The organism is Nostoc sp. 'Peltigera membranacea cyanobiont' 213 (assembly GCF_002245975.1).
Taxonomy (GTDB): Bacteria; Cyanobacteriota; Cyanobacteriia; order Cyanobacteriales; family Nostocaceae; genus Nostoc.
Genome location: NZ_NOLI01000068.1, coordinates 1 through 19,348 on the forward strand (window position 1 = coordinate 1; position 19,348 = coordinate 19,348).

The 19,348-nt window shown below is 42.3% G+C and carries 14 protein-coding genes; 10 read left to right on the forward strand and 4 right to left on the reverse strand.

Annotated features, from left to right (window positions below; translation table 11 throughout):
- Positions 1-58: 58 nt before the first annotated feature.
- The 4 genes from CDG77_RS18750 to CDG77_RS37710 all read left to right on the forward strand — a co-directional run bounded on the left by CDG77_RS18750 (position 59) and on the right by CDG77_RS37710 (position 8,784).
- Positions 59-1,771, forward strand: coding sequence for a diflavin flavoprotein (locus CDG77_RS18750; RefSeq protein WP_094330881.1), 1,713 nt, complete (start codon positions 59-61; stop codon positions 1,769-1,771).
- Positions 1,772-2,093: 322 nt separating this feature from the next.
- The gene (locus CDG77_RS18755; RefSeq protein ID WP_223269873.1) at positions 2,094-3,281 is read left to right on the forward strand and encodes a TIGR03032 family protein; all 1,188 of its coding nucleotides are present in this window, start codon (positions 2,094-2,096) and stop codon (positions 3,279-3,281) included.
- A gap of 41 nt (positions 3,282-3,322) precedes the next feature.
- The gene (locus tag CDG77_RS18760; protein WP_094330852.1) at positions 3,323-8,089 is read left to right on the forward strand and encodes a beta strand repeat-containing protein; all 4,767 of its coding nucleotides are present in this window, start codon (positions 3,323-3,325) and stop codon (positions 8,087-8,089) included.
- Between the two features lie 515 nt (positions 8,090-8,604).
- Entirely contained in the window at positions 8,605-8,784 is a 180-nt protein-coding gene (locus CDG77_RS37710) for a hypothetical protein (protein WP_223269874.1), read from the forward strand.
- A gap of 20 nt (positions 8,785-8,804) precedes the next feature.
- Here the strand turns inward: CDG77_RS37710 and CDG77_RS18770 are convergent, their stop codons facing one another.
- Entirely contained in the window at positions 8,805-10,097 is a 1,293-nt protein-coding gene (locus CDG77_RS18770) for a dicarboxylate/amino acid:cation symporter (RefSeq protein WP_094330854.1), read from the reverse strand.
- 193 nt (positions 10,098-10,290) lie between these two features.
- Between CDG77_RS18770 and CDG77_RS18775 the strand changes: the two genes are divergently transcribed.
- The 5 genes from CDG77_RS18775 to CDG77_RS18795 all read left to right on the forward strand — a co-directional run bounded on the left by CDG77_RS18775 (position 10,291) and on the right by CDG77_RS18795 (position 15,598).
- On the forward strand, positions 10,291-12,921 hold the full coding sequence (locus tag CDG77_RS18775) for a DNA polymerase III subunit alpha (RefSeq protein WP_094330855.1): 2,631 nt from the start codon (positions 10,291-10,293) through the stop codon (positions 12,919-12,921).
- 253 nt (positions 12,922-13,174) lie between these two features.
- Positions 13,175-13,813: an FMN-binding negative transcriptional regulator gene (locus CDG77_RS18780; RefSeq protein ID WP_094330856.1), complete on the forward strand. Its 639-nt coding sequence runs from the start codon at positions 13,175-13,177 to the stop codon at positions 13,811-13,813.
- A complete protein-coding gene (locus CDG77_RS18785; RefSeq protein WP_094330857.1) occupies positions 13,810-14,019 on the forward strand; it encodes a type II toxin-antitoxin system HicB family antitoxin in 210 nt (69 codons plus the stop codon). Before CDG77_RS18780 ends, CDG77_RS18785 begins: the two co-directional genes overlap by 4 nt.
- Positions 14,012-14,239 carry a type II toxin-antitoxin system HicA family toxin gene (locus tag CDG77_RS18790; RefSeq protein ID WP_094330858.1) on the forward strand — a complete coding sequence of 76 codons (228 nt, stop codon included), beginning with the start codon at positions 14,012-14,014 and terminating at the stop codon, positions 14,237-14,239. The genes CDG77_RS18785 and CDG77_RS18790 overlap by 8 nt, the downstream gene beginning before the upstream one ends.
- Before the next feature lie 141 nt (positions 14,240-14,380).
- Complete coding sequence (locus CDG77_RS18795) at positions 14,381-15,598, forward strand: acetate kinase (protein WP_094330859.1); 1,218 nt, start codon at positions 14,381-14,383, stop codon at positions 15,596-15,598.
- A gap of 9 nt (positions 15,599-15,607) precedes the next feature.
- On the opposite strand, the gene CDG77_RS18800 is transcribed toward CDG77_RS18795, so the two are convergent.
- From CDG77_RS18800 to CDG77_RS18810, 3 genes are all read right to left on the reverse strand, one after another.
- The gene (locus CDG77_RS18800; RefSeq protein ID WP_094330860.1) at positions 15,608-16,579 is read right to left on the reverse strand and encodes a hypothetical protein; all 972 of its coding nucleotides are present in this window, start codon (positions 16,577-16,579) and stop codon (positions 15,608-15,610) included.
- The gene (locus tag CDG77_RS18805; RefSeq protein WP_094330861.1) at positions 16,576-17,454 is read right to left on the reverse strand and encodes a hypothetical protein; all 879 of its coding nucleotides are present in this window, start codon (positions 17,452-17,454) and stop codon (positions 16,576-16,578) included. Before CDG77_RS18805 ends, CDG77_RS18800 begins: the two co-directional genes overlap by 4 nt.
- Positions 17,455-17,590: 136 nt before the next feature.
- Entirely contained in the window at positions 17,591-18,049 is a 459-nt protein-coding gene (locus CDG77_RS18810) for a hypothetical protein (protein ID WP_094330862.1), read from the reverse strand.
- Between the two features lie 418 nt (positions 18,050-18,467).
- Between CDG77_RS18810 and CDG77_RS18815 the strand changes: the two genes are divergently transcribed.
- Positions 18,468-19,253 carry a hypothetical protein gene (locus CDG77_RS18815; RefSeq protein WP_094330863.1) on the forward strand — a complete coding sequence of 262 codons (786 nt, stop codon included), beginning with the start codon at positions 18,468-18,470 and terminating at the stop codon, positions 19,251-19,253.
- Positions 19,254-19,348: the final 95 nt, after the last annotated feature.

Sequence of the window (19,348 nt, forward strand, 5' to 3'; positions counted from 1 at the left end):
ATTCCCCAGTCCCCAGTCCCCATTCCCCAGTCTCTGTTCCCCAACTTTACCAACAGCTATGACCAATTCCAAGCCACGCGACGTACAAGTTCTACCAATTGCTACAAATACTAAGGCGATCAGAGCACGTAGTTGGTCACGTCTGCGGTTTGAAATTGAATACGCACTTGAAAGAGGTACTACCTCCAATTGCTATTTAATTGAAGCTGATAAAACCGCACTTATCGATCCACCGCCAGAAAGCTTTACCGAAATTTATTTAGAGGCATTGCGGCAGACTTTAGATTTACAAAGTTTGGATTATATAATCCTGGGTCATTTTAGTCCCAATCGAGTTGCAACCCTCAAAGCAATTTTAGAACTGGCACCACAGGTAACTTTTGTCTGTTCTCTTCCCGGTGCGAACAATTTGCGTGCTGCTTTCTTAGAACAAGATTTGAAGGTCTTGGTGATGCGGGGGAAAGAAACTCTGGACTTAGGCAAGGGTCATGTTTTGAAATTCTTGCCCACTCCCAGTCCGCGTTGGCCGGAAGGACTTTGTACTTACGATCGCCAAACCCAAATTCTCTACACAGATAAGTTATTTGCAACTCATCTCTGTGGTGATGAAGTGTTCGATGATAACTGGGAAGCGCTCAAAGAAGACCAGCGTTACTACTTTAACTGCCTGATGGCTCCCCAAACTCCTCATGTGCAAGCAGCTTTGGAGAAAATATCAGATTTGCAGGTGAGAATGTATGCTGTCGGTCACGGGCCTTTAGTACGCACCAGTTTAATCGAGCTTACCAAAGCTTATGCAGAGTGGAGCCGTTCTCACAACGATCGCGAGATTTCCGTTGCCCTACTTTACGCTTCAGCTTACGGCAATACGGCGACTTTAGCACAAGCGATCGCTCTCGGACTAACTAAAGGTGGAGTTGCAGTCAAATCGATTAACTGCGAATTTGCTACCCCTGATGAAATTCGCATCAACTTAGCACAGTCAGAAGGTTTTATCATCGGTTCTCCTACCATCGGTGGTCATGCGCCAACTCCGATTCATACTGCTTTAGGGATTGTGATCTCAAGCGGTGATAACAGCAAACTCGCTGGGGTCTTTGGTTCTTATGGCTGGAGTGGCGAAGCCTTTGACTTAATCGAAGGTAAACTCCGGGATTCTGGATATCGCTTTGGCTTTGATACTCTGAAGGTCAAGTTTAAACCTGATGATGTCACACTCAAATTCTGTGAAGAACTAGGTACAGACTTTGCTCAAGCGCTGAAAAAGGCTAAAAAGGTACGCGTACCACAACAAGCCGCTACCCCAGTGGAACAAGCTGTTGGTCGGATTGTTGGTTCCGTCTGCGTGGTGACAGCGAAACAAGGAGAAGTGTCTACCGCAATGTTAGGCGCTTGGGTTTCTCAAGCCACCTTTAACCCACCCGGAATATCTTTGGCGATCGCCAAAGACCGAGCGATCGAATCTTTGATGTATCCAGGCGGTAAGTTTGCCTTAAATATTCTACCTGAAGGCAACCACCAAGATTACATGAAGCATTTCCGTAAATCTTTCGCGCCTGGGGAAGACCGATTTGCCAATTTTAGTACAGCAGTTGCAGATAACGGTTGTACCGTTCTCACCGACGCGCTAGCATATTTAGAATGCTCAGTCAACCAACGTCTGGAATGTGGCGATCACTGGGTTGTATATGCAACTGTAGATGAAGGTAAATTACTCAAGCCTGATGCTGTTACTGCCATCAACCATCGCAAAACTGGCACTCATTATTAGATAGTGAGAAATGTAATTTAACGAAACCGCTTTAGCTTAAATATAGCCAAGGCGTTCTATGACAAAAATTCTCTTTTTTATTATGGGACGGGCAAAATGCCCATCCCAATTTTTTTGTCAAGATGCAGAATAGGCACAAGTAAATTTTAGTTATCTATCTTTAGAGAGATGTTTCAGACTTCAAGGTTTTAGAGTATACACAATATATCTTTGTATTACAAAACCATCTATTGTTTTAAAGAGACTCTGACAATACTCTGATAAATTTCTGAAATGAAGAACCACTGGCTAGGAACTGTCTCGACAGAGGTCATCTGTTGCTGTGGCATTACTTAGTTTACGTTCAACAGTAGGAGAATCGAGTCAAAAGTTATTTTTGCCCTGCGGCGAAATTCTTACCTACCGAACATCAGAGTTATCAAGGAGTCTGTGCCAAGTGAATCCCAGCGATCGCATTACTGACAAACCATCTTTAGAAATCAACGCTTCTCGCCAGTTCACCGCTTGGCTGTATGAGCAAAATCTCAGTCTATCCTTCACTACTTATCAAGCGGGGAAGTTGTTCTTTATCGGCTTGCAAGCAAACGGTAAATTATCTGTATTTGAACGCAGCTTTGAAAGGTGTATGGGGTTGTATGCCAATGGCAACAGCCTTTACATGAGTTCCCTATACCAACTTTGGAAATTTGAAAACATTATCCAACCCGGACAAAACCATCAAGGTTACGATGCTCTCTATTTGCCCCAGATGAGTTATGTGACAGGAGATTTGGATATTCATGATATCGCTTTGAGTAAAGCAGAAGAGAAAGATTTAAAACCACAAAAATTATTATTTGTCAATACTTTATTTAGTTGTTTGGGAACAGTCAGCGAAACCCACAGTTTTGTTCCCTTGTGGCAGCCACCGTTTATCAGCAAGCTGGCGGCGGAAGATAGATGTCACCTAAATGGGTTAGCAATGCAGTCAGGAAAAGCCAAATACGTTACTGCTATCAGCCAATCGGACGTAGCAGAAAGCTGGCGGGAACATCGGGCAAATGGGGGTTGTGTCATTGACGTAGAAAGCAATGAAATTGTGTTACGGGGGTTGTCTATGCCCCACTCTCCCAGGTGGCATCAGGAAAAACTCTGGCTACTCAACTCAGGTGCAGGAGAGTTTGGCTTTGCCGACTTAAAGCGGGGAGTGTTTGAACCAGTTGCTTTCTGTCCCGGATATCTGCGTGGTTGTGTATTTTATGGTGACTTTGCAGTGGTGGGAATTTCCCAACCCAGACACAACAAAACCTTCAGTGGTTTGGCTTTGGACGATAAATTACACCAAAAAAACGTTGAGCCTCGCTGCGGCTTATTAGTAATTGACCTAAGAAGCGGTGATATTGTCCATTCCCTGCGAATAGAAGGGGTGGTGCTGGAATTGTACGACGTGGTAGCACTTTTGGGCATACGTCGTCCAATGGCGATCGGGTTTCGCAGCGACGAAATTCGGCGGGTAGTAACGGTGGGATGAGAAACAATTCAAAATTTCAAAATTAAAAGGAATCAACATCAATGGCATCTAATTCAGCAGTTTTTAACTTATCTGACCTCAACGGCAAAAACGGCTTTGTAATCAACGGTATCGATGGTAGAGACTTGTTAGGCGATTCCGTCAGCAATGCGGGAGATATCAATGGCGACGGCTTTGACGACCTGATTATTGGCTCACCTGGTGCCTCCACGTATGCCGGGAAAAGCTACGTGCTGTTTGGCAAGAGCAGTGGCTTTGCAGCCAGCCTCAACCCCTCTGACCTTGACGGCAGCAATGGCTTTGTTATTAACGGTATTGATGCATTTGAGAGATCGGGCAGCTCCGTCAGTAATGCGGGGGACATCAACAGCGATGGCTTTGACGACCTGATTATCGGCGCACCAGATTATTTCGGTTTCAGCGATACCATTCCTGGAAAGAGCTACGTGGTGTTTGGTAGTGATGGCTTTGGAGCCAGCTTCAACCTCTCTGACCTGAATGGCGACAACGGCTTCGTGAGCAACGGCTTGAATACATTCGATCAATTAGGCTTCTCTGTCAGCAATGCAGGAGACATTAACGGCGATGGCTTTGACGACCTAATTATTGGGTCGCGTAATAATGGGAGCTACGTAGTCTTTGGTAGTGGTAGTGGCTTTACAGCTAACCTCAACCTTTCCACTCTTAACGGCAGCAACGGCTTCGCAATCAACGGCATTGATGTAGGTAACTACTTAGGCTCCTCTGTTAGCAGTGCCGGAGACTTCAACGGTGACGGTTTCGACGATCTGATTATTGGGGCAAGCAATGCCAATCCCAACGGTCAGCGATATGCTGGACAAAGCTATGTGGTGTTTGGCAAGAGTAGTGGCTTTGCAGCCAGCCTCAACCCCTCTGACCTCAATGGTAGCAACGGCTTTACGCTCAATGGTATTGATGCAAACGACCGTTTAGGAAGTTCCGTCAGCAATGCCGGAGACATCAACGGTGACGGCTTAGACGACCTGATTATCGGGGCACCTGGTGCTGACCCCAACGACCAGTTAGGGGTTGGGGAGAGCTACGTAGTCTTTGGCAGCACTAGTGGCTTTACAGCTAACTTCAACCTTTCCACTCTTAACGGCAGCAACGGTTTCGCGATCGACGGCATTGATGCGGGTAACTACTTAGGCAACTCTATTAGCAGTGCCGGAGACTTTAACGGTGACGGCTTCGATGACTTGATTATCGGGGTATTTGGTGCCAACCCTAATGGCAATATAAGTGCTGGGCAGAGCTATTTGGTGTTTGGCAAAAACAGTGGCTTTGATGCCAGCCTCAACCTCTCCACTCTCAACGGCAGTAACGGCTTCGCGATCGACGGCATTTATGCGGGTGACCGTTCAGGCATTTCTGTCAGTAGTGCAGGAGACATCAACGGCGATGGCTTCGACGACCTGATTATCGGCGCGTCAACTGCCAGCAACGACCAGGAAAACTTATCTGAAGAGGGACAAAGCTACGTCATCTTTGGCTCTGCAAATACTACGGCTCCGAATCAACCTCCAGTTGCGGTTGCCGACACAGCTACCACAAACGAAGCGACCACAGTTAAAATTTCGGTCTTAGCCAATGACAGCGACCCAGACGGCAACCCTTTAACAGTGACGGATCTCAACGGTCGTGCATTAACAGTTGGTACTCCTATTAGCCTAAGTTCTGGCGCTTTAGTCACTTTCAATGCTGATAGTACCTTCACCTATGACCCCAACGGACGATTTGAAAATTTGGGTGTTGGTAAAACTGGTCGTGACAGTTTCACTTACAATGTCAGGGATGGGATCGCGATCGCTACAGCTACCGTCAACTTGTCCATCAATGGGCTGAATGATGCACCCGAAGTTTTTTCTTTTTTCAACCTATTTGACCTCAACGGCAGCAACGGCTTCGTAATCAAGGGGATCGATAAAAGCGATCGCTCAGGCATTTCTGTCAGCAGTGCCGGGGACATTAACGGTGACGGCTTTGATGATGTGATTATCGGGTCAATTGGGCAGCCAAGCTCCGTGGTGTTTGGCAGCAGTAGTGGCTTTGCAGCTAGCCTTGACCTCTCTACCCTCAACGGCAGCAACGGCTTTGCGATCGATAGGGGTGGCTACTCTGTAAGTAATGCAGGGGACGTTAACGGTGATGGCTTTGACGATCTGATTATCGGAGTACCGTTTGCCAGTCCTAATGACATCTATGGGGCTGGTGAGAGCTATGTAGTGTTTGGCAGCAGCAATGGCTTTGGAGCCAACTTCAACCTCTCCACCCTCAATGGCAGCAACGGCTTTGCAATTCAGGGCTTCAATGTCCGCGACAACTTAGGTAACTCCGTCAGCACTGCGGGGGATATCAATGGCGACGGCTTTGATGATGTGATTATCGGAGTACCAAATGCCGCAAAAAGTTACGTAGTATTTGGCAGTCGCAGTGGCTTTGCAGCTAACCTTGACCTCTCTACACTTAACGGCAGCAACGGCTTTGTGATTAATGGTACTAACCCATTTACCGAGAATTCAAACTCCTTCGTTAGCGATGCAGGGGATATCAACGGTGATGGCTTCGACGACCTAATTATCGGGGCATCTAGTGTTGGACAGAGCTACGTGGTGTTTGGCAAGAGCAGTGATTTTGCAGCCAGCCTCGACCTCTCTACCCTCAATGGCAGCAACGGTTTCACGCTCAATGGTATAAATACATTAGGTTTCTCCGTCAGTAGTGCAGGGGACATCAACGGTGACGGCTTCGACGACCTAATTATTGGGGCAGGATCTAAGGGATCTTACGGCAGATTTAGTGGCGACAGCTACGTAATATTTGGCAAGAGCAGTGGTTTTGGAGCTAGCCTCAACCTCTCTAACCTAGACGGCAGTAACGGTTTTGCTATTAACAGTATTTCTAACAATTCAGGCTTCTCCGTTAGCAGTGCAGGGGACTTCAACGGTGACGGCTTCGACGACCTAATTATCGGGGCACCTACCGCTTTCGTTAATGATAAGTATTATGCTGGGCAGAGCTACGTAATATTTGGCAAGAACAGTGGCTTTGCAGCCAGCTTCAACCTCTCTGACCTTAATGGCAGCAATGGCTTGTTAATCAACGGCATTAATGAGAGCGATCTCACTGGTTCTTCTGTCAGTAGCGCAGGGGACATCAACGGTGATGGCTTTGACGATCTGATTATCGGTTCGGCAGCATACTTTCGGCGCGGCCCATCTGGTGTTGGGAATAGCTACGTCATCTTTGGCTTTGCTACTCCTCCAGCTAGTGCCGACATAGCTACTACCGACGAAGATACCGCAGTTAATATCTTTGTTAGCCCAATCTTAAGTAAATACACAGATATAGATCGCGATAAATTGAGCATTACTGGCTTTAATAACCCCAGTCATGGCACACTGATGCTCAACAACAACGGTACTGCTGGCAACACCAACGACGACTACTTTATTTACACCCCCAACACCAACTACAACGGTATTGATAGTTTTACCTACACTGTCAATGATGGTAATGGCGGCACTATCAACGGTACTTTTAACCTCACCATCAACCCAGTTAACGACGCACCTATTGCAGTGAACGATCCTGTTAGTACTGGCAAATATACTGCTGTAACTATTCAAGCAAAGACCCTGCTAGCTAACGATCGCGACATTGACAGCGCCAGCCTTAGTGTCACTGGTATCAGCGCTGCAACTAATGGTATTGCGGTGCTGAAAAATAACGGCACTCCCGATAACTTGACAGATGACTTCATCGTATTTACACCAAATACCGGATTTACTGGTACGGCTAGTTTCGACTACACCATTAGCGATCGCCAACTCACCAGCACTGCTAGGGTTACTGTCCAAGTAGGCGATCGCTTATTTGGTAGCAATGGCAATGATGTACTTCATGGCACTCCTGGTAATGACTACCTCGATGGCGGTAATGGCAACGACGTGTTATCTGGCGATCTTGGTAGCGATATCCTCACAGGTGGCAAAGGCAAAGATAAATTTGTTTACAACTTAGGTGACGATGTTGATACCATCACCGATTTTGGTGGTGTAGGCAAAGGCTCAAATGCATCAGCAGCGATCGTTGCCGAAGTGGATACCCTAAAATTCCAAGGTTCAGGCTTAACTGCGCGAAATCTACTACTTACTCAGAATAGTAAAAATCTGGAAATCACTTTTGAAGGGGTAGCTAGTGAAAAAGTTATCCTGCAAAACTTTGCTCTGGAAAAGCTAGATAACCTATCAGCAGTGGGCAATATCCTGTTTAATGGGCAAACTACAATTAGTGACAGCTTTGATGTCCTGAATGCTAACTCCACCCAAAGCACCATCTTCAACAAAAACACAGTCACCTTTCTGAATGACCTGAACAATAATATCAATGGTTTTGACAACTCATCTGATGTTATCAATGGTCAGGGTGGTGATGACCACATCAATGGCAAGAGTGGTAACGATCTACTACGCGGTGGGACAGGTAACGATAGCCTCATTGGTGATGCTGGTAATGACGCGATCGTTGGTGGTACAGGTAAGGATACTTTGACTGGCGGTAGCGGTGATGACCTGTTCATTTATCAAGGCTTGAGTGATATCGGTGATACTATTACCGACTTTTCAAAGGGCGCTGACTTGATTGGCTTGTCTGGTGGTCTGACCTTCAATCAACTAAGTTTCGCTAGTAACAAGATCATAGTGACAGCTACCGATGAAATTTTGGCAACCCTGACTGGGATTAACACTACCACACTGACTGCTGCTAATTTCACTATCGTCTAATATCAAAGTCGGGGCGCAAAACCTTGCGCCCCGAAAAAATCAATAATTACTGTATAACTAGCCCTTTGGTAACAAAATTGCAAGTCTTCTACAACAGGACTTACGTTTTAATTGCCTAATTCCTGTTTAAATACGGTTGGGTTAAGACAATCAACCCAAGTAAGCTGACGCAAAAAAACCAAGTATGTTGCGGAACGTAAATAGGCTTAAAGCCCTTACTAATGACAAAGGACAGCCTTCTACTGCGATCGCTACTATTCGCGATCGCCAGTTAGCTTTAATTGCGCCGATCTACTTAATGTAGAGATGCGAAATTTCATTGAATCCAAGAAATGTTGGGTGTAATTTAAGTATTAAACCGGAAATAACATAAATTCACTTTGTGAAATTCCGCAATTTTTACCAGGACAATTGTAAAACCGCAGTGTAGTCTTTAACTAGAAAAACAGTATCAGGCAATTGCTAGACAAAATGCCAAATATGGCCGTTGAACTTTTATAATATTTGTTGTTCTTATGACTCCAAAACACACCAAAATTAACTTTCCCCTTTGGCAGTATCTGAACCAGCCTTTATTTAGTCACGATACTAAATTAGTATTGAATCCCCAACGCTTTGCACTGATCTGGCGTCTTCGACTTCTAGAACGCTGCTGGGCTAAAGAATGTGATGCTAAAGGGCCTCAACAGCATTAGCTACCTAAAAAGCCGTCAGATTAAGCCTCGTCTACAGAACGAGGCTTTTTGCCGTCAAGTAAAGCACTCACAGTCATATCTCCCATGACATTAATCGCGGTGCGGCAGCGATCCAAAAACCAGTCTATGGTAACTAGCAAAGCGATGTATTGGGTTGGTAAGCCTACAGAAGTGAACACCAGTGTCATTGTCACCAGTCCCGCATTAGGAATATTTGCCGCACCTACAGAGGCAAAAATCGAGGTCAGGATGACAATTAATTGTTGTCCCAGATTTAGATGTTGTCCAATTAGTTGGGAAATAAACAACGCAGACATTGCTTCATAAAGGGCAGTGCCATCATTATTGAAATTTGCCCCTACTAATGCCCCCAAAGCAGCAGAAGATTCCCTTAAACCAACTTTTGTTTGCAAAACCTCAAAGGTTATGGGCATTGCCGCCGCAGAAGAAGAAGTTGAGAAAGCTGTCAAAAAAGCATCAGAACCACCAGCGAGGAATTTTAACGGAGGTACCCAAGAACCAAATTTTACTCTGGTGAGGTAGTAGCACGCTTGCAATGCCAGTGCTAATAGCACCGCTAGGATAAATGCACCCAAAGATTTAAATGGTGCAAATCCTTGCATAGCAACAGTTTTAGCAACAATTCCAAAGACGGCGAAAGGCACTAAGGCTATTACCCAGTTGAGGACGCGGACTACCGCTTCAAACAAAATCCCGATAACATCCTCTATCGGCTGGTATTCTTTTTTTCCTTGGGCGATTTGTTCAGATTTTAATGCCCGCAGAACAATGCCAAAACTCAGGGCAATAACAATTAGTTGAATGACATTATTATCAACTAATGGCTTGAGGACAGCTTCTGGTACAGCATCTTTTAGTATTCCCCAAGGATCGATACTCTGAGCAGTTATTTGTGTAGTTGTTGAGGTGGTTACTTTACCCCAAGTCCCTGGACGCAGCACATTTGCAACTAAAAGTCCTACTAAAATAGCTACGGTAGTGTTAGTTAAAAGTAGTACAGCCAGTCGCCGTCCGGCTGTACCGGGGATGTTGGTTGTCATTAAGGTATGCAGCACCGCTACCAGAATTAGAGGGGTAGCTAGGGCGCGGAGAGCTTTTAACACCAAATCAGCCGGAATTGCTAAATTATTAATTAAGGTGGCATTACTGGGATTGGGATTCCCTGCACCAAGGGCAATTCCGACACTGACTGCGGCTACTAGGGCGATGAGAATTTGCAATGTGAGAGGGATACGCTGCCACCAAGGGCGAGCTTTGGTTTCAGGCGAAGTAGTACTCTCTGTTTCACTCATTAGTTAGATGCTGATTAACTGCTGTAACTATTAAAACAACACTGATCGCAGTGACAATTTCGGAAAAAGAACAGCTTTAATTTTAGGTAAAAACTGCTAATGTAATATTCCGTTGCTTTACAAAATCCGGCTTGAAAGGGTATACCACAAGGTAGGCCCCTAAAGATATCTTGGCTTGTGCTTGGAGATGCTTATGTCCTTTGTGCCTTTACATATTCACAGTGACTACAGTCTACTAGATGGGGCAAGTCAGCTACCAGAGTTGGTGGATCGAGCGATCGCACTGGGCATGAAAGCGATCGCTCTTACCGATCATGGTGTCATGTATGGAGCCGTTGAACTGATCAAAATCTGCCGTAGTCAAAATATTAAACCGATTATCGGCAATGAAATGTATATTATTAACGGCGATATCGAAAAACAAGAACGCCGACCAAAATATCATCAAGTTGTTTTAGCTAAAAATACCAAAGGGTACAAAAATTTAGTCAAATTAACCACAATTTCTCATCTTAAAGGTGTTCAAGGCAAAGGAATTTTTTCTCGTCCTTGTATTAATAAAGATTTACTAAAAGAATATCATGAAGGCTTGATTGTCACCAGCGCTTGCTTGGGTGGAGAAGTTCCCCAAGCGATTCTCAGTAATAGACCTGATGCCGCCCGAAAAGTTGCCCAATGGTATAAAGAGGTATTTGGTGATGATTATTATCTAGAAATTCAAGACCACGGTTCCCAAGAAGACCGAATTGTGAATGTAGAAATAGTCAAAATTGCTAGGGAACTAGGCATTAAAATTATTGCTACTAATGATTCACATTTTATTTCTTGTTTTGACGTTGAAGCCCACGATGCTTTGCTATGTATTCAAACTGGCAAGCTAATTGCTGAAGATAAGCGGATGCGTTATAGCGGCACAGAGTATCTCAAATCTGGTGAGGAGATGCGGCAGCTATTTCGCGACCATTTACCGGATGATGTAATTGCCGAAGCGATCGCTACCACTGAAGAAGTCGCTGATAAAGTCGAGCCTTACCATATCATGGGTGAGCCTCAGATTCCGACACCCCCCATTCCCTCTGGTCATACTGCTGACACTTACGCCGAAGATGTTGCATGGAGTGGACTTTTAGAACGATTAAATCGCAAGTCTCGCCAAGAAGTCGATTCCGTCTATAAAGAAAGATTGGAATACGAACTGAAAATGATTCAGCAGATGGGTTTTTCCAAATACTTTTTAGTTGTATGGGATTACATCAAATTTGCTAGAGATAATAATATTCCTGTGGGCCCAGGCCGGGGTTCGGCGGCTGGTTCATTAGTTGCTTATGCAATGCGAATTACTAATATTGACCCCGTACATCATGGGTTACTATTTGAGCGTTTCTTGAACCCAGAACGGAAATCCATGCCTGATATTGATACAGATTTCTGTATTGAACAACGGGATAAAGTTATTGATTATGTAACTGAAAAATATGGTGCAGATAGAGTTGCTCAAATTATTACTTTTAACCGCCTAACTTCTAAAGCAGTTTTAAAAGATGTCGCCAGAGTATTGAATATTCCCTACGGGGAAGCTGACAAAATGGCGAAAATGATCCCTGTGGTGCGGGGGAAACCAACGAAACTCAAGGTGATGGTTTCCGATAAAACTCCAGAACCAGAGTTTAAAGAGAAATATGATAAAGAACCCCATGTTCGCCACTGGCTTGATATGGCAATGCGAATTGAAGGAACTAACAAAACATTTGGTGTTCATGCAGCAGGTGTGGTAATTTCTGCCGATCCACTTGATGAAATTGTCCCCTTACAAAAGAATAATGACGGTTCTGTAATTACCCAGTATTTCATGGAAGACTTGGAATCAATGGGTTTATTGAAAATGGATTTTTTGGGTTTGCGGAACCTAACGCTAATTCAAAAGACCGTTGATTTGATTCAAGAAACGAGGGGATATCGGGTCGATCCTGATGAAATTCCCCGCCAGGAAAGAAAAGCCCAGAGGATATTAGCTAAAGGTGAACATAGCAGTTTACCTAAAGATGTACAAAAAACCTATGATTTATTAGAAGCAGGTGAGTTAGAAGGAATATTTCAATTAGAATCTTCTGGGATGCGTCAGATAGTGCGAGATTTGAAGCCTTCTAATATAGAAGATATTTCTTCGATTTTGGCACTTTATCGACCGGGGCCATTAGATGCGGGGCTGATTCCTAAGTTTATTAACCGCAAACATGGGCGAGAAAAAATTGATTATCAACACACCATTTTAGAACCAATATTAGACGAAACCTATGGAATTATGGTCTATCAAGAGCAAATTATGAAAATTGCTCAGGATATGGCTGGATATTCTTTAGGACAAGCTGACTTGCTGCGTCGGGCGATGGGTAAAAAGAAAGTTTCTGAGATGCAAAAGCAGCGAGAAAAATTCGTGGATGGCGCAGCGAAAAACGGTGTTCCGAAAAAAGTTGCGGATGAATTATTTGAGCAAATGTTGAAGTTTGCTGAATATTGTTTAAGCTATGACACGGAAATATTAACAGTAGAATATGGATTGTTGCCCATTGGGGAAATTGTAGAAAAACGCATTGAATGCAGTGTGTACAGCGTTGATAATAATGGAAATATTTATACGCAACCTGTGGCACAGTGGCACGATCGCGGCCAGCAAGAGGTGTTTGAATATTGTTTGGAAGATGGTTCGTTAATTCGAGCAACAAAAGACCATAAATTTATGACTGTTGATGGTCAGATGTTGCCAATTGATGAAATATTTGAACGGGAATTGGATTTGATGCGGGTTGATGGTTTGCCGAATTGATGTTCTCATATCTTGAAGTCATAGATTTATTAGCGCCAAAATATTAAATATAAAGAAGAGAAGAGAAACGAACCGCAAAGGGCGCAAAGGTCACAAAGAAAAAAAAGGTCAAAAAATTGGCGCAGATAATTGTAGCTTGTTTCTCCGCAGGGGTACGAAGTGAAACCCAATACTGAGCGTTAATTGTTGAGCTTAACTGAATCGTATTGATGACTAAGAGACTTTTATAAGTTGATATTAAGGTTAGATTGCCATGTATAGACCAACTGCTTTTCAAGAAGATAATATTGATAAATTGATCGCCTTTATGAGAGCGAATAGTTTCGCTACATTGGTATCGATCGTAGACGGTGTACCTTATGCTTCACACGTTCCTCTTGTTATTGCTATGGAAGGTGATACTGTTAAATTAATTGGTCATTTGGCAAAGCAAAATCCTCAATCCCAAGCCCTTGACACTGAATTACTTGCTATCTTTACAGGGGCACACACTTACATTTCTCCTACTTTGTATGAAAAGCATGAGAGCGTACCGACGTGGAACTATATTGCTGTTCACGCTTATGGTATTCCCAAAGTTATCATGCTCAATGACTCCCCAGAATCAATGAACCAAATGATAAACAAGATGATAGACACCTATGAAGCTGACTACAAATCGCATTGGCACGGTTTATCTGACGGATTTCGTGAAGGTATGATGAATGGAATTGTGGGATTTGAAATAACTGTTACACGCTTGGAAGGTAAGTATAAACTTAGCCAAAATCGAAGCCAAGTTGAGCAGCATAATGTGTCAAGTACACTACTGCAAAGTTCAGATCCGGCTGCTCGTGCCGTCGGTGCAGAGATGAAACAAAACCTTGAAACGAATGAGGATACAATACGATGAAAACTCGCAGTTTTGCAGTCCTTATTTACAAAGAGGACGATATGTATATAGCTGAGTGTCCCGAAGTTGGTACGGTTGATCAGGGAGAGACAATCGAACAGGCAATTGCTAGCTTGAGAGAGGCAACGCAGCTTTACTTAGAGGAATTTCCTCTACCTGAAACATCTCCAAGATATATGACCAGCATTGAGATCACCTATGCCTAAGTTGCCACGAATCTCAAGTAGGGAGGCAATTCGGGCGCTGGAGCGTTTGGGTTTTGAGCAAATTCGACAAACCGGTAGTCATGTTGTGATGAAGAAGCAAACGCTGGAAGGCACAATTGGCTGTGTTGTACCCGTGCATCAAGAACTGAAGGTAGGGACATTGAGCGGCATTCTGAAGCAAGCGCAAGTTACACCGGAGGAGTTCATAGAAAATCTGTAAGCGATCGCTCTGAAAATAATTCAACAAAATTTTATCGCTGGAAACGCACCTTTGCCCCATATTATATTATGCCTATAGGCTAAAAGCATAAGGCTACATTTCATGAGACGATCAAAGCAGGTCATGTTTTAATGTTGTCCTATGAAGATATTGGTGCTGAATGCCGGATCGAGTACCCAAAAGAGTTGTCTGTATGAGATTTCAGATCGGGCTTTCTCCACCAAAGCAGCCCAACCCCTTTGGGAAGGGAAAATCAACTGGACTCAAAATCGCAGTGTAGCAGAAATTGAGGTGAAAACTGGTAAGGGTGCAACGCTGCAAGAATCAATCTCTGATGATTCCCCACAGGCACACCTCACCTATATGCTTCATACACTTACTGATGGTGCTACCAAAGTAATAGATCGGTTGTCAGAAATCGATGTGGTGGGGCATCGGATAGTACATGGTGGACAAGATTATCGAGATAGTGTGGTAATTACGGATGATGTCAAAAAGGCGATCGCTAGCTTATCTAACCTTGCTCCAGCACATAATCCAGTCGCTGTGGAAGGCATAGAAGCAATTGAAGAAATCTCAAAAGATGTCACCCAAGTAGCAGTATTTGATACCGGGTTTCATGCCACTTTACCCGATGCAGCAGCAATCTATCCCGGCCCATATCAGTGGGTAGAGCAAGGTATCCGTCGCTATGGGTTTCATGGTATCAGTCACCAATACTGTTCTCAACGTGCTACCCAAATTCTCGGCCGAGATGTTCCACCTGAGCGGTTAATTACCTGTCATTTGGGTAATGGTTGCTCTTTGGCGGCAATTAAAAATGGTCGCAGTATCGACACTACAATGGGATTCACACCCCTAGAAGGATTGATGATGGGTAGTCGTTCTGGTTCAATCGATCCAGGAATTCTGATTTATCTGTTGCGGTACTGCAATTATTCCGTCGAAAAGTTGGATGATATCTTAAATAAAGCTTCTGGGTTAAAGGGAATTTCGGGTGTATCTAGCGATATGCGGGAAGTGAGAGAAGCGATCGCTCAAGGTAATTCCCGCGCTCAACTGGCGTGGGATATCTATGTGCATCGCCTACGTTCTAATATCGGTGCAATGCTTACCAGTTTGGGTGGATTAGATACTTTGGTGTTCACAGCAGGCGTAGGCGAACACTCTGCGGAAATTCGTCAAGCCGCCTGTGAAGCCTTTGGTTTTTTGGGGTTGAAACTCGATCTTGAGAAAAATCAACAGCAGCCAGTGGATGAAGATATTGCGACAACTGACTCAGCAGTACGGGTATTAGTTATCCATACTCAAGAAGATTGGGCGATCGCTGGGCAGTGTTGGCAACTTTTGCAAAAATAAGAATAGGGTTTACCGAAAAAATTTATAAATACTCGTAACGACAGAAACCAGTGTAAAAATAATTTTCCAAATTCGTGGTCTGATAAAATTTAAAATGTACTCGGCAAGTTTTGGGGCGATAAGTGACGAGAATGACAATAATAAGGCATTAACATCTCTAAAGCTATGAATAGCAGCAACAACAACGATAGGGATCAGACAAATCAGCGTCCATGCTAACCAATTTATAAATTTGGAATTGATGGAAGTACGTCTTTGAAGTTGATTGACAAGAACATAGCGAGTAGTCGCAAATAGTATAGTGAAGCCTATCCAAGCAAATATCGATAATATTCCATTTGCTGGATATAAACTGTAGACTACCAAACCAGCAGGAAACAGCGAAGCTACTTCCCAAACTAGCAGATTTAGCTTAGTCCGAAAGCAACTTAGTATTTGTTCAGTCAGCCAATAATGAGCAGAGATAATTGTTGAGCAGTTGGAATTTTGCATAAAATCCAACTTGATTTTGTGGAATATATCACCATGAATAAGTACGATACTTTGCAAAATGATGTCTTTCTCTTCATAAGCATCTGAAGCTGATTCAGGCTGCTTATAGTAAGAATTAAAGGTAAGTCCAGACTGTAAGCTTACTTTGCTCCGTGCGGTTTTACTCAGAAAATATTTGATAATATTGACTATAACAGTAACGTAAAAAAAATTACTAATCTGTTTTTCAGTAATTTGTTTTTTTCTGAACACAACATTATTGCCGAAACAGGCATAATACCATAGCGGAATTATCAATTTCGGTGGGATGTACAGAGAAACACCAGTTTTTTGTGCTTGCTGAATCTGTTCTACAACTTGCTCGTTAAGATAAAAACTACACTGCGATCGCTCAACTTTGAGTTCAAAGCGATCGCCTTGAGGAACTTGGATAAATAGAGAGAGTACAACATCAGCTTGGTTATCTGTTTTTATTATGTTGGCGTTCATTGTCGAGCTAAATTTGCGATTCCCTGTATCAAACTAATCAGAAAACTAAATGTTCCCCGCCACTGCTTTTCTCCAGAAATCACTCCTTGATTATGTGTATTAATAATTAGATTTTTAGCTTCTTCAGGTAAATTAAAAAGTTCTTTATGGTAACGAGTGATAATATCTCCATCTAACTGCATGACAGTTTGAGCATAAATAATATCAATTTTGGTACTTTGAACATTACTACTGTCAAGCGCAGCTTTTAGTTCAGACATCTTACGTAGGGTACGACCGAATTTATCATTATTTAAAAGTATTTGAATCTCTTTAAAAGTTTCAATCCAATCTTGTTGATTGTTTCCATCTTCGTCATCAAGAACGGGAGTTGGAGCAGGTAATATTGGTTCAGCTAGCTTCACATTCTCCCGATCGGCTTCAACTAGGTTTGGTTGATATTTCTTGGCATATTCCAGCCTCTGACGATATCGTTTTATCCGCTCATCCTGCGGGTTATAAAAACCTGAACCCTCCTCAAGGAGAAGGTAAAAATATTCTCTTTCGAGTTGGTTGAATAAACTTTTATAACGCTTACGCAGTTCTTGAGCTTGAGAACCTTCTTCTGGAATCCCTTTCGCCTCAAAGTAGTCTGGATCGTGTATAGAATAGATTTCTTGATATGCCTCCCAAGCATTAAATTTTGAAGCATTAATCCTATCTACAACCATCGTATTCACTTCTAAAGCTGTGATGTCATAAACTAATGTTTGTACAGACGATACTAAATTGTTTAACAAGCCTCTTGCTTGGTTTTGAATATTTTGAGGTTGAGTAGCATTTCGATTTCGAGTCTGAATACTATTTTGGTCTTTAATTTGAGTTTCATTAGACATAGTGTCATCCTCTCACAGTTCTAACTAATCTGACTGTAGCGTTGTTATGGATAGCTAGATACAAGCAAATTAACCTAACTATTTGGCAAAGTTGGTCTAGTGACTTTAGTTTTAATGGATAATTAACAGAGAATGCTTAAAGTTCTGACTTTTTGCGATGTTTCACCATTTCCATAAAAAATCCATACAATTTTTCTACACTTTCGATATTCTTGTGAATAATCTCCCTACCGTCTCGAATTTGAGTTAAATGAAATTCACGAATTTCTTTATAGGAACCACTATCGGTAAATTGACTACCAATTTCATTTTGGATATCGCCACTAACAAGATTAATTCGGGTATAGATTCGATTGCCTGGTTTTGCAGCTTCTATCTCATTTTGTGGCTGTTCAGATGACTCTGCTACCCAAGTAGTAATTTTTAAATCAATCGCTTCAACTATTACTGTTTTAATGGCATCAATAATCTCGTCAACATCCAGTCCTTTTTTATCAGCGTTGAGATTAGTAACTATTGTTTTAAAATCACTATTTTTTGGTTGAATGGATAGACTATTATTTTCCAAGTTATTCGTAACTACAGTATCTAGCATAAGATTAAGGAGGAGAAAGGTCTAATGGCGAACAAAATAAAATTTTAAATCATGTCACAAATTTTACTGCTATTACTTAACAAAACTAAGTAATACCAAAATGACTTAATAATTTAATAGCTTGTTGCTCAACAAAAGTAAAGCTAGATTTCTAGAATCTAATTTCATCTCAAAAAAGAAAATAGTTTATTTTAGATGCTGTAAATCAGGAGGCGTAAATTACACTCTAAAACCCAAGATTAAATGTATAATACAATACATAAAATATAATATACTTATTTTAAGTTTCTCTTGAGCTAAAGATAGACTGCTATAGTAGCTGCTTTCCTGTGTAAGCTACTGTGACTATGTAGCTGACTAATTTTACAAAAACTATATTATATACAATCAGTTGCTTGTGTTAGAGAAGACAAAAAATATGTTGTTGCCACGTAAAGCCATTGCTACACCTTTTATAATTTGTGTGGGTATTTTAGGAGTTGCTTTGATTCAATTTCCCCAATTGCAAAAACTGATAGCTAGCAAACAATCTGTATCTGTAGAGACTCTACAAAAAGAAATAAAATCAGAAAGTCTCCGTCTTAATTTTCTCAAAAAAACACCTAGTTTTGGTTATGATAATTTCATTGCAGATTTGGTATATCTCAATTTTGCACAGTACTTCGGAGATGATGAAGTTCGGGATAAAACAGGTTATGGTTTAAGTCCAGAATATTTTGAAGTCATTCTAGAACGTGACCCGCGATTTTTAGCAGCGTATCGGAGTCTTTCTATCAGTACTTCATTATATGCTGCTATGCCAGAACGGGCGATCGCACTCTCAGAGAAAGGCTTAAAATCACTATCTCCCTTCGTTCCCGAAAAGTCTTATTACGTATGGCGTTATAAAGGAGTTGATGAGTTATTATTTTTAGGCGACGCTAAAGCTTCCCAAAAGTCTTTTACAACGGCAGCAAACTGGGCTAGTAACTTCTCAGATCCAGAAAGTCAGCTTATAGCTAATACTTCCCAAAAAACTGCGGAATTTCTGAGCCGAAATCCTAACAGTAAATATGCTCAGATTTCTACATGGGCAATGGTTTTAAATAATCAAGTCAATGAGAAAACTCGGAACCGAGCAATTAGGGAAATCGAAGCTTTGGGTGGAAAAGTAATTAAAACTCCTGAAGGTACTAATAAAATTCTCTTTCCACCTAAAGATTAAGTTTTTATTTCTAGCATTTGACTGCAAATAAAATAAAATTATCTGAAATCGCGCTCATCTCTATCGCTTGTTGAAGAAGAATTTTGACTCCTAAA

Coding starts and splice junctions, on each gene's coding strand:
- CDG77_RS18750 (WP_094330881.1), top strand. CDS start 59: ATGACCAATTCCAAGCCACGCGACGTACAAGTTCTACCAATTGCTACA.
- CDG77_RS18760 (WP_094330852.1), top strand. CDS start 3,323: ATGGCATCTAATTCAGCAGTTTTTAACTTATCTGACCTCAACGGCAAA.
- CDG77_RS37710 (WP_223269874.1), top strand. CDS start 8,605: ATGACTCCAAAACACACCAAAATTAACTTTCCCCTTTGGCAGTATCTG.
- CDG77_RS18770 (WP_094330854.1), bottom strand. CDS start 10,097: ATGAGTGAAACAGAGAGTACTACTTCGCCTGAAACCAAAGCTCGCCCT.
- CDG77_RS18775 (WP_094330855.1), top strand. CDS start 10,291: ATGTCCTTTGTGCCTTTACATATTCACAGTGACTACAGTCTACTAGAT.
- CDG77_RS18780 (WP_094330856.1), top strand. CDS start 13,175: ATGTATAGACCAACTGCTTTTCAAGAAGATAATATTGATAAATTGATC.
- CDG77_RS18785 (WP_094330857.1), top strand. CDS start 13,810: ATGAAAACTCGCAGTTTTGCAGTCCTTATTTACAAAGAGGACGATATG.
- CDG77_RS18790 (WP_094330858.1), top strand. CDS start 14,012: ATGCCTAAGTTGCCACGAATCTCAAGTAGGGAGGCAATTCGGGCGCTG.
- CDG77_RS18795 (WP_094330859.1), top strand. CDS start 14,381: ATGAAGATATTGGTGCTGAATGCCGGATCGAGTACCCAAAAGAGTTGT.
- CDG77_RS18800 (WP_094330860.1), bottom strand. CDS start 16,579: ATGAACGCCAACATAATAAAAACAGATAACCAAGCTGATGTTGTACTC.
- CDG77_RS18805 (WP_094330861.1), bottom strand. CDS start 17,454: ATGTCTAATGAAACTCAAATTAAAGACCAAAATAGTATTCAGACTCGA.
- CDG77_RS18810 (WP_094330862.1), bottom strand. CDS start 18,049: ATGCTAGATACTGTAGTTACGAATAACTTGGAAAATAATAGTCTATCC.
- CDG77_RS18815 (WP_094330863.1), top strand. CDS start 18,468: ATGTTGTTGCCACGTAAAGCCATTGCTACACCTTTTATAATTTGTGTG.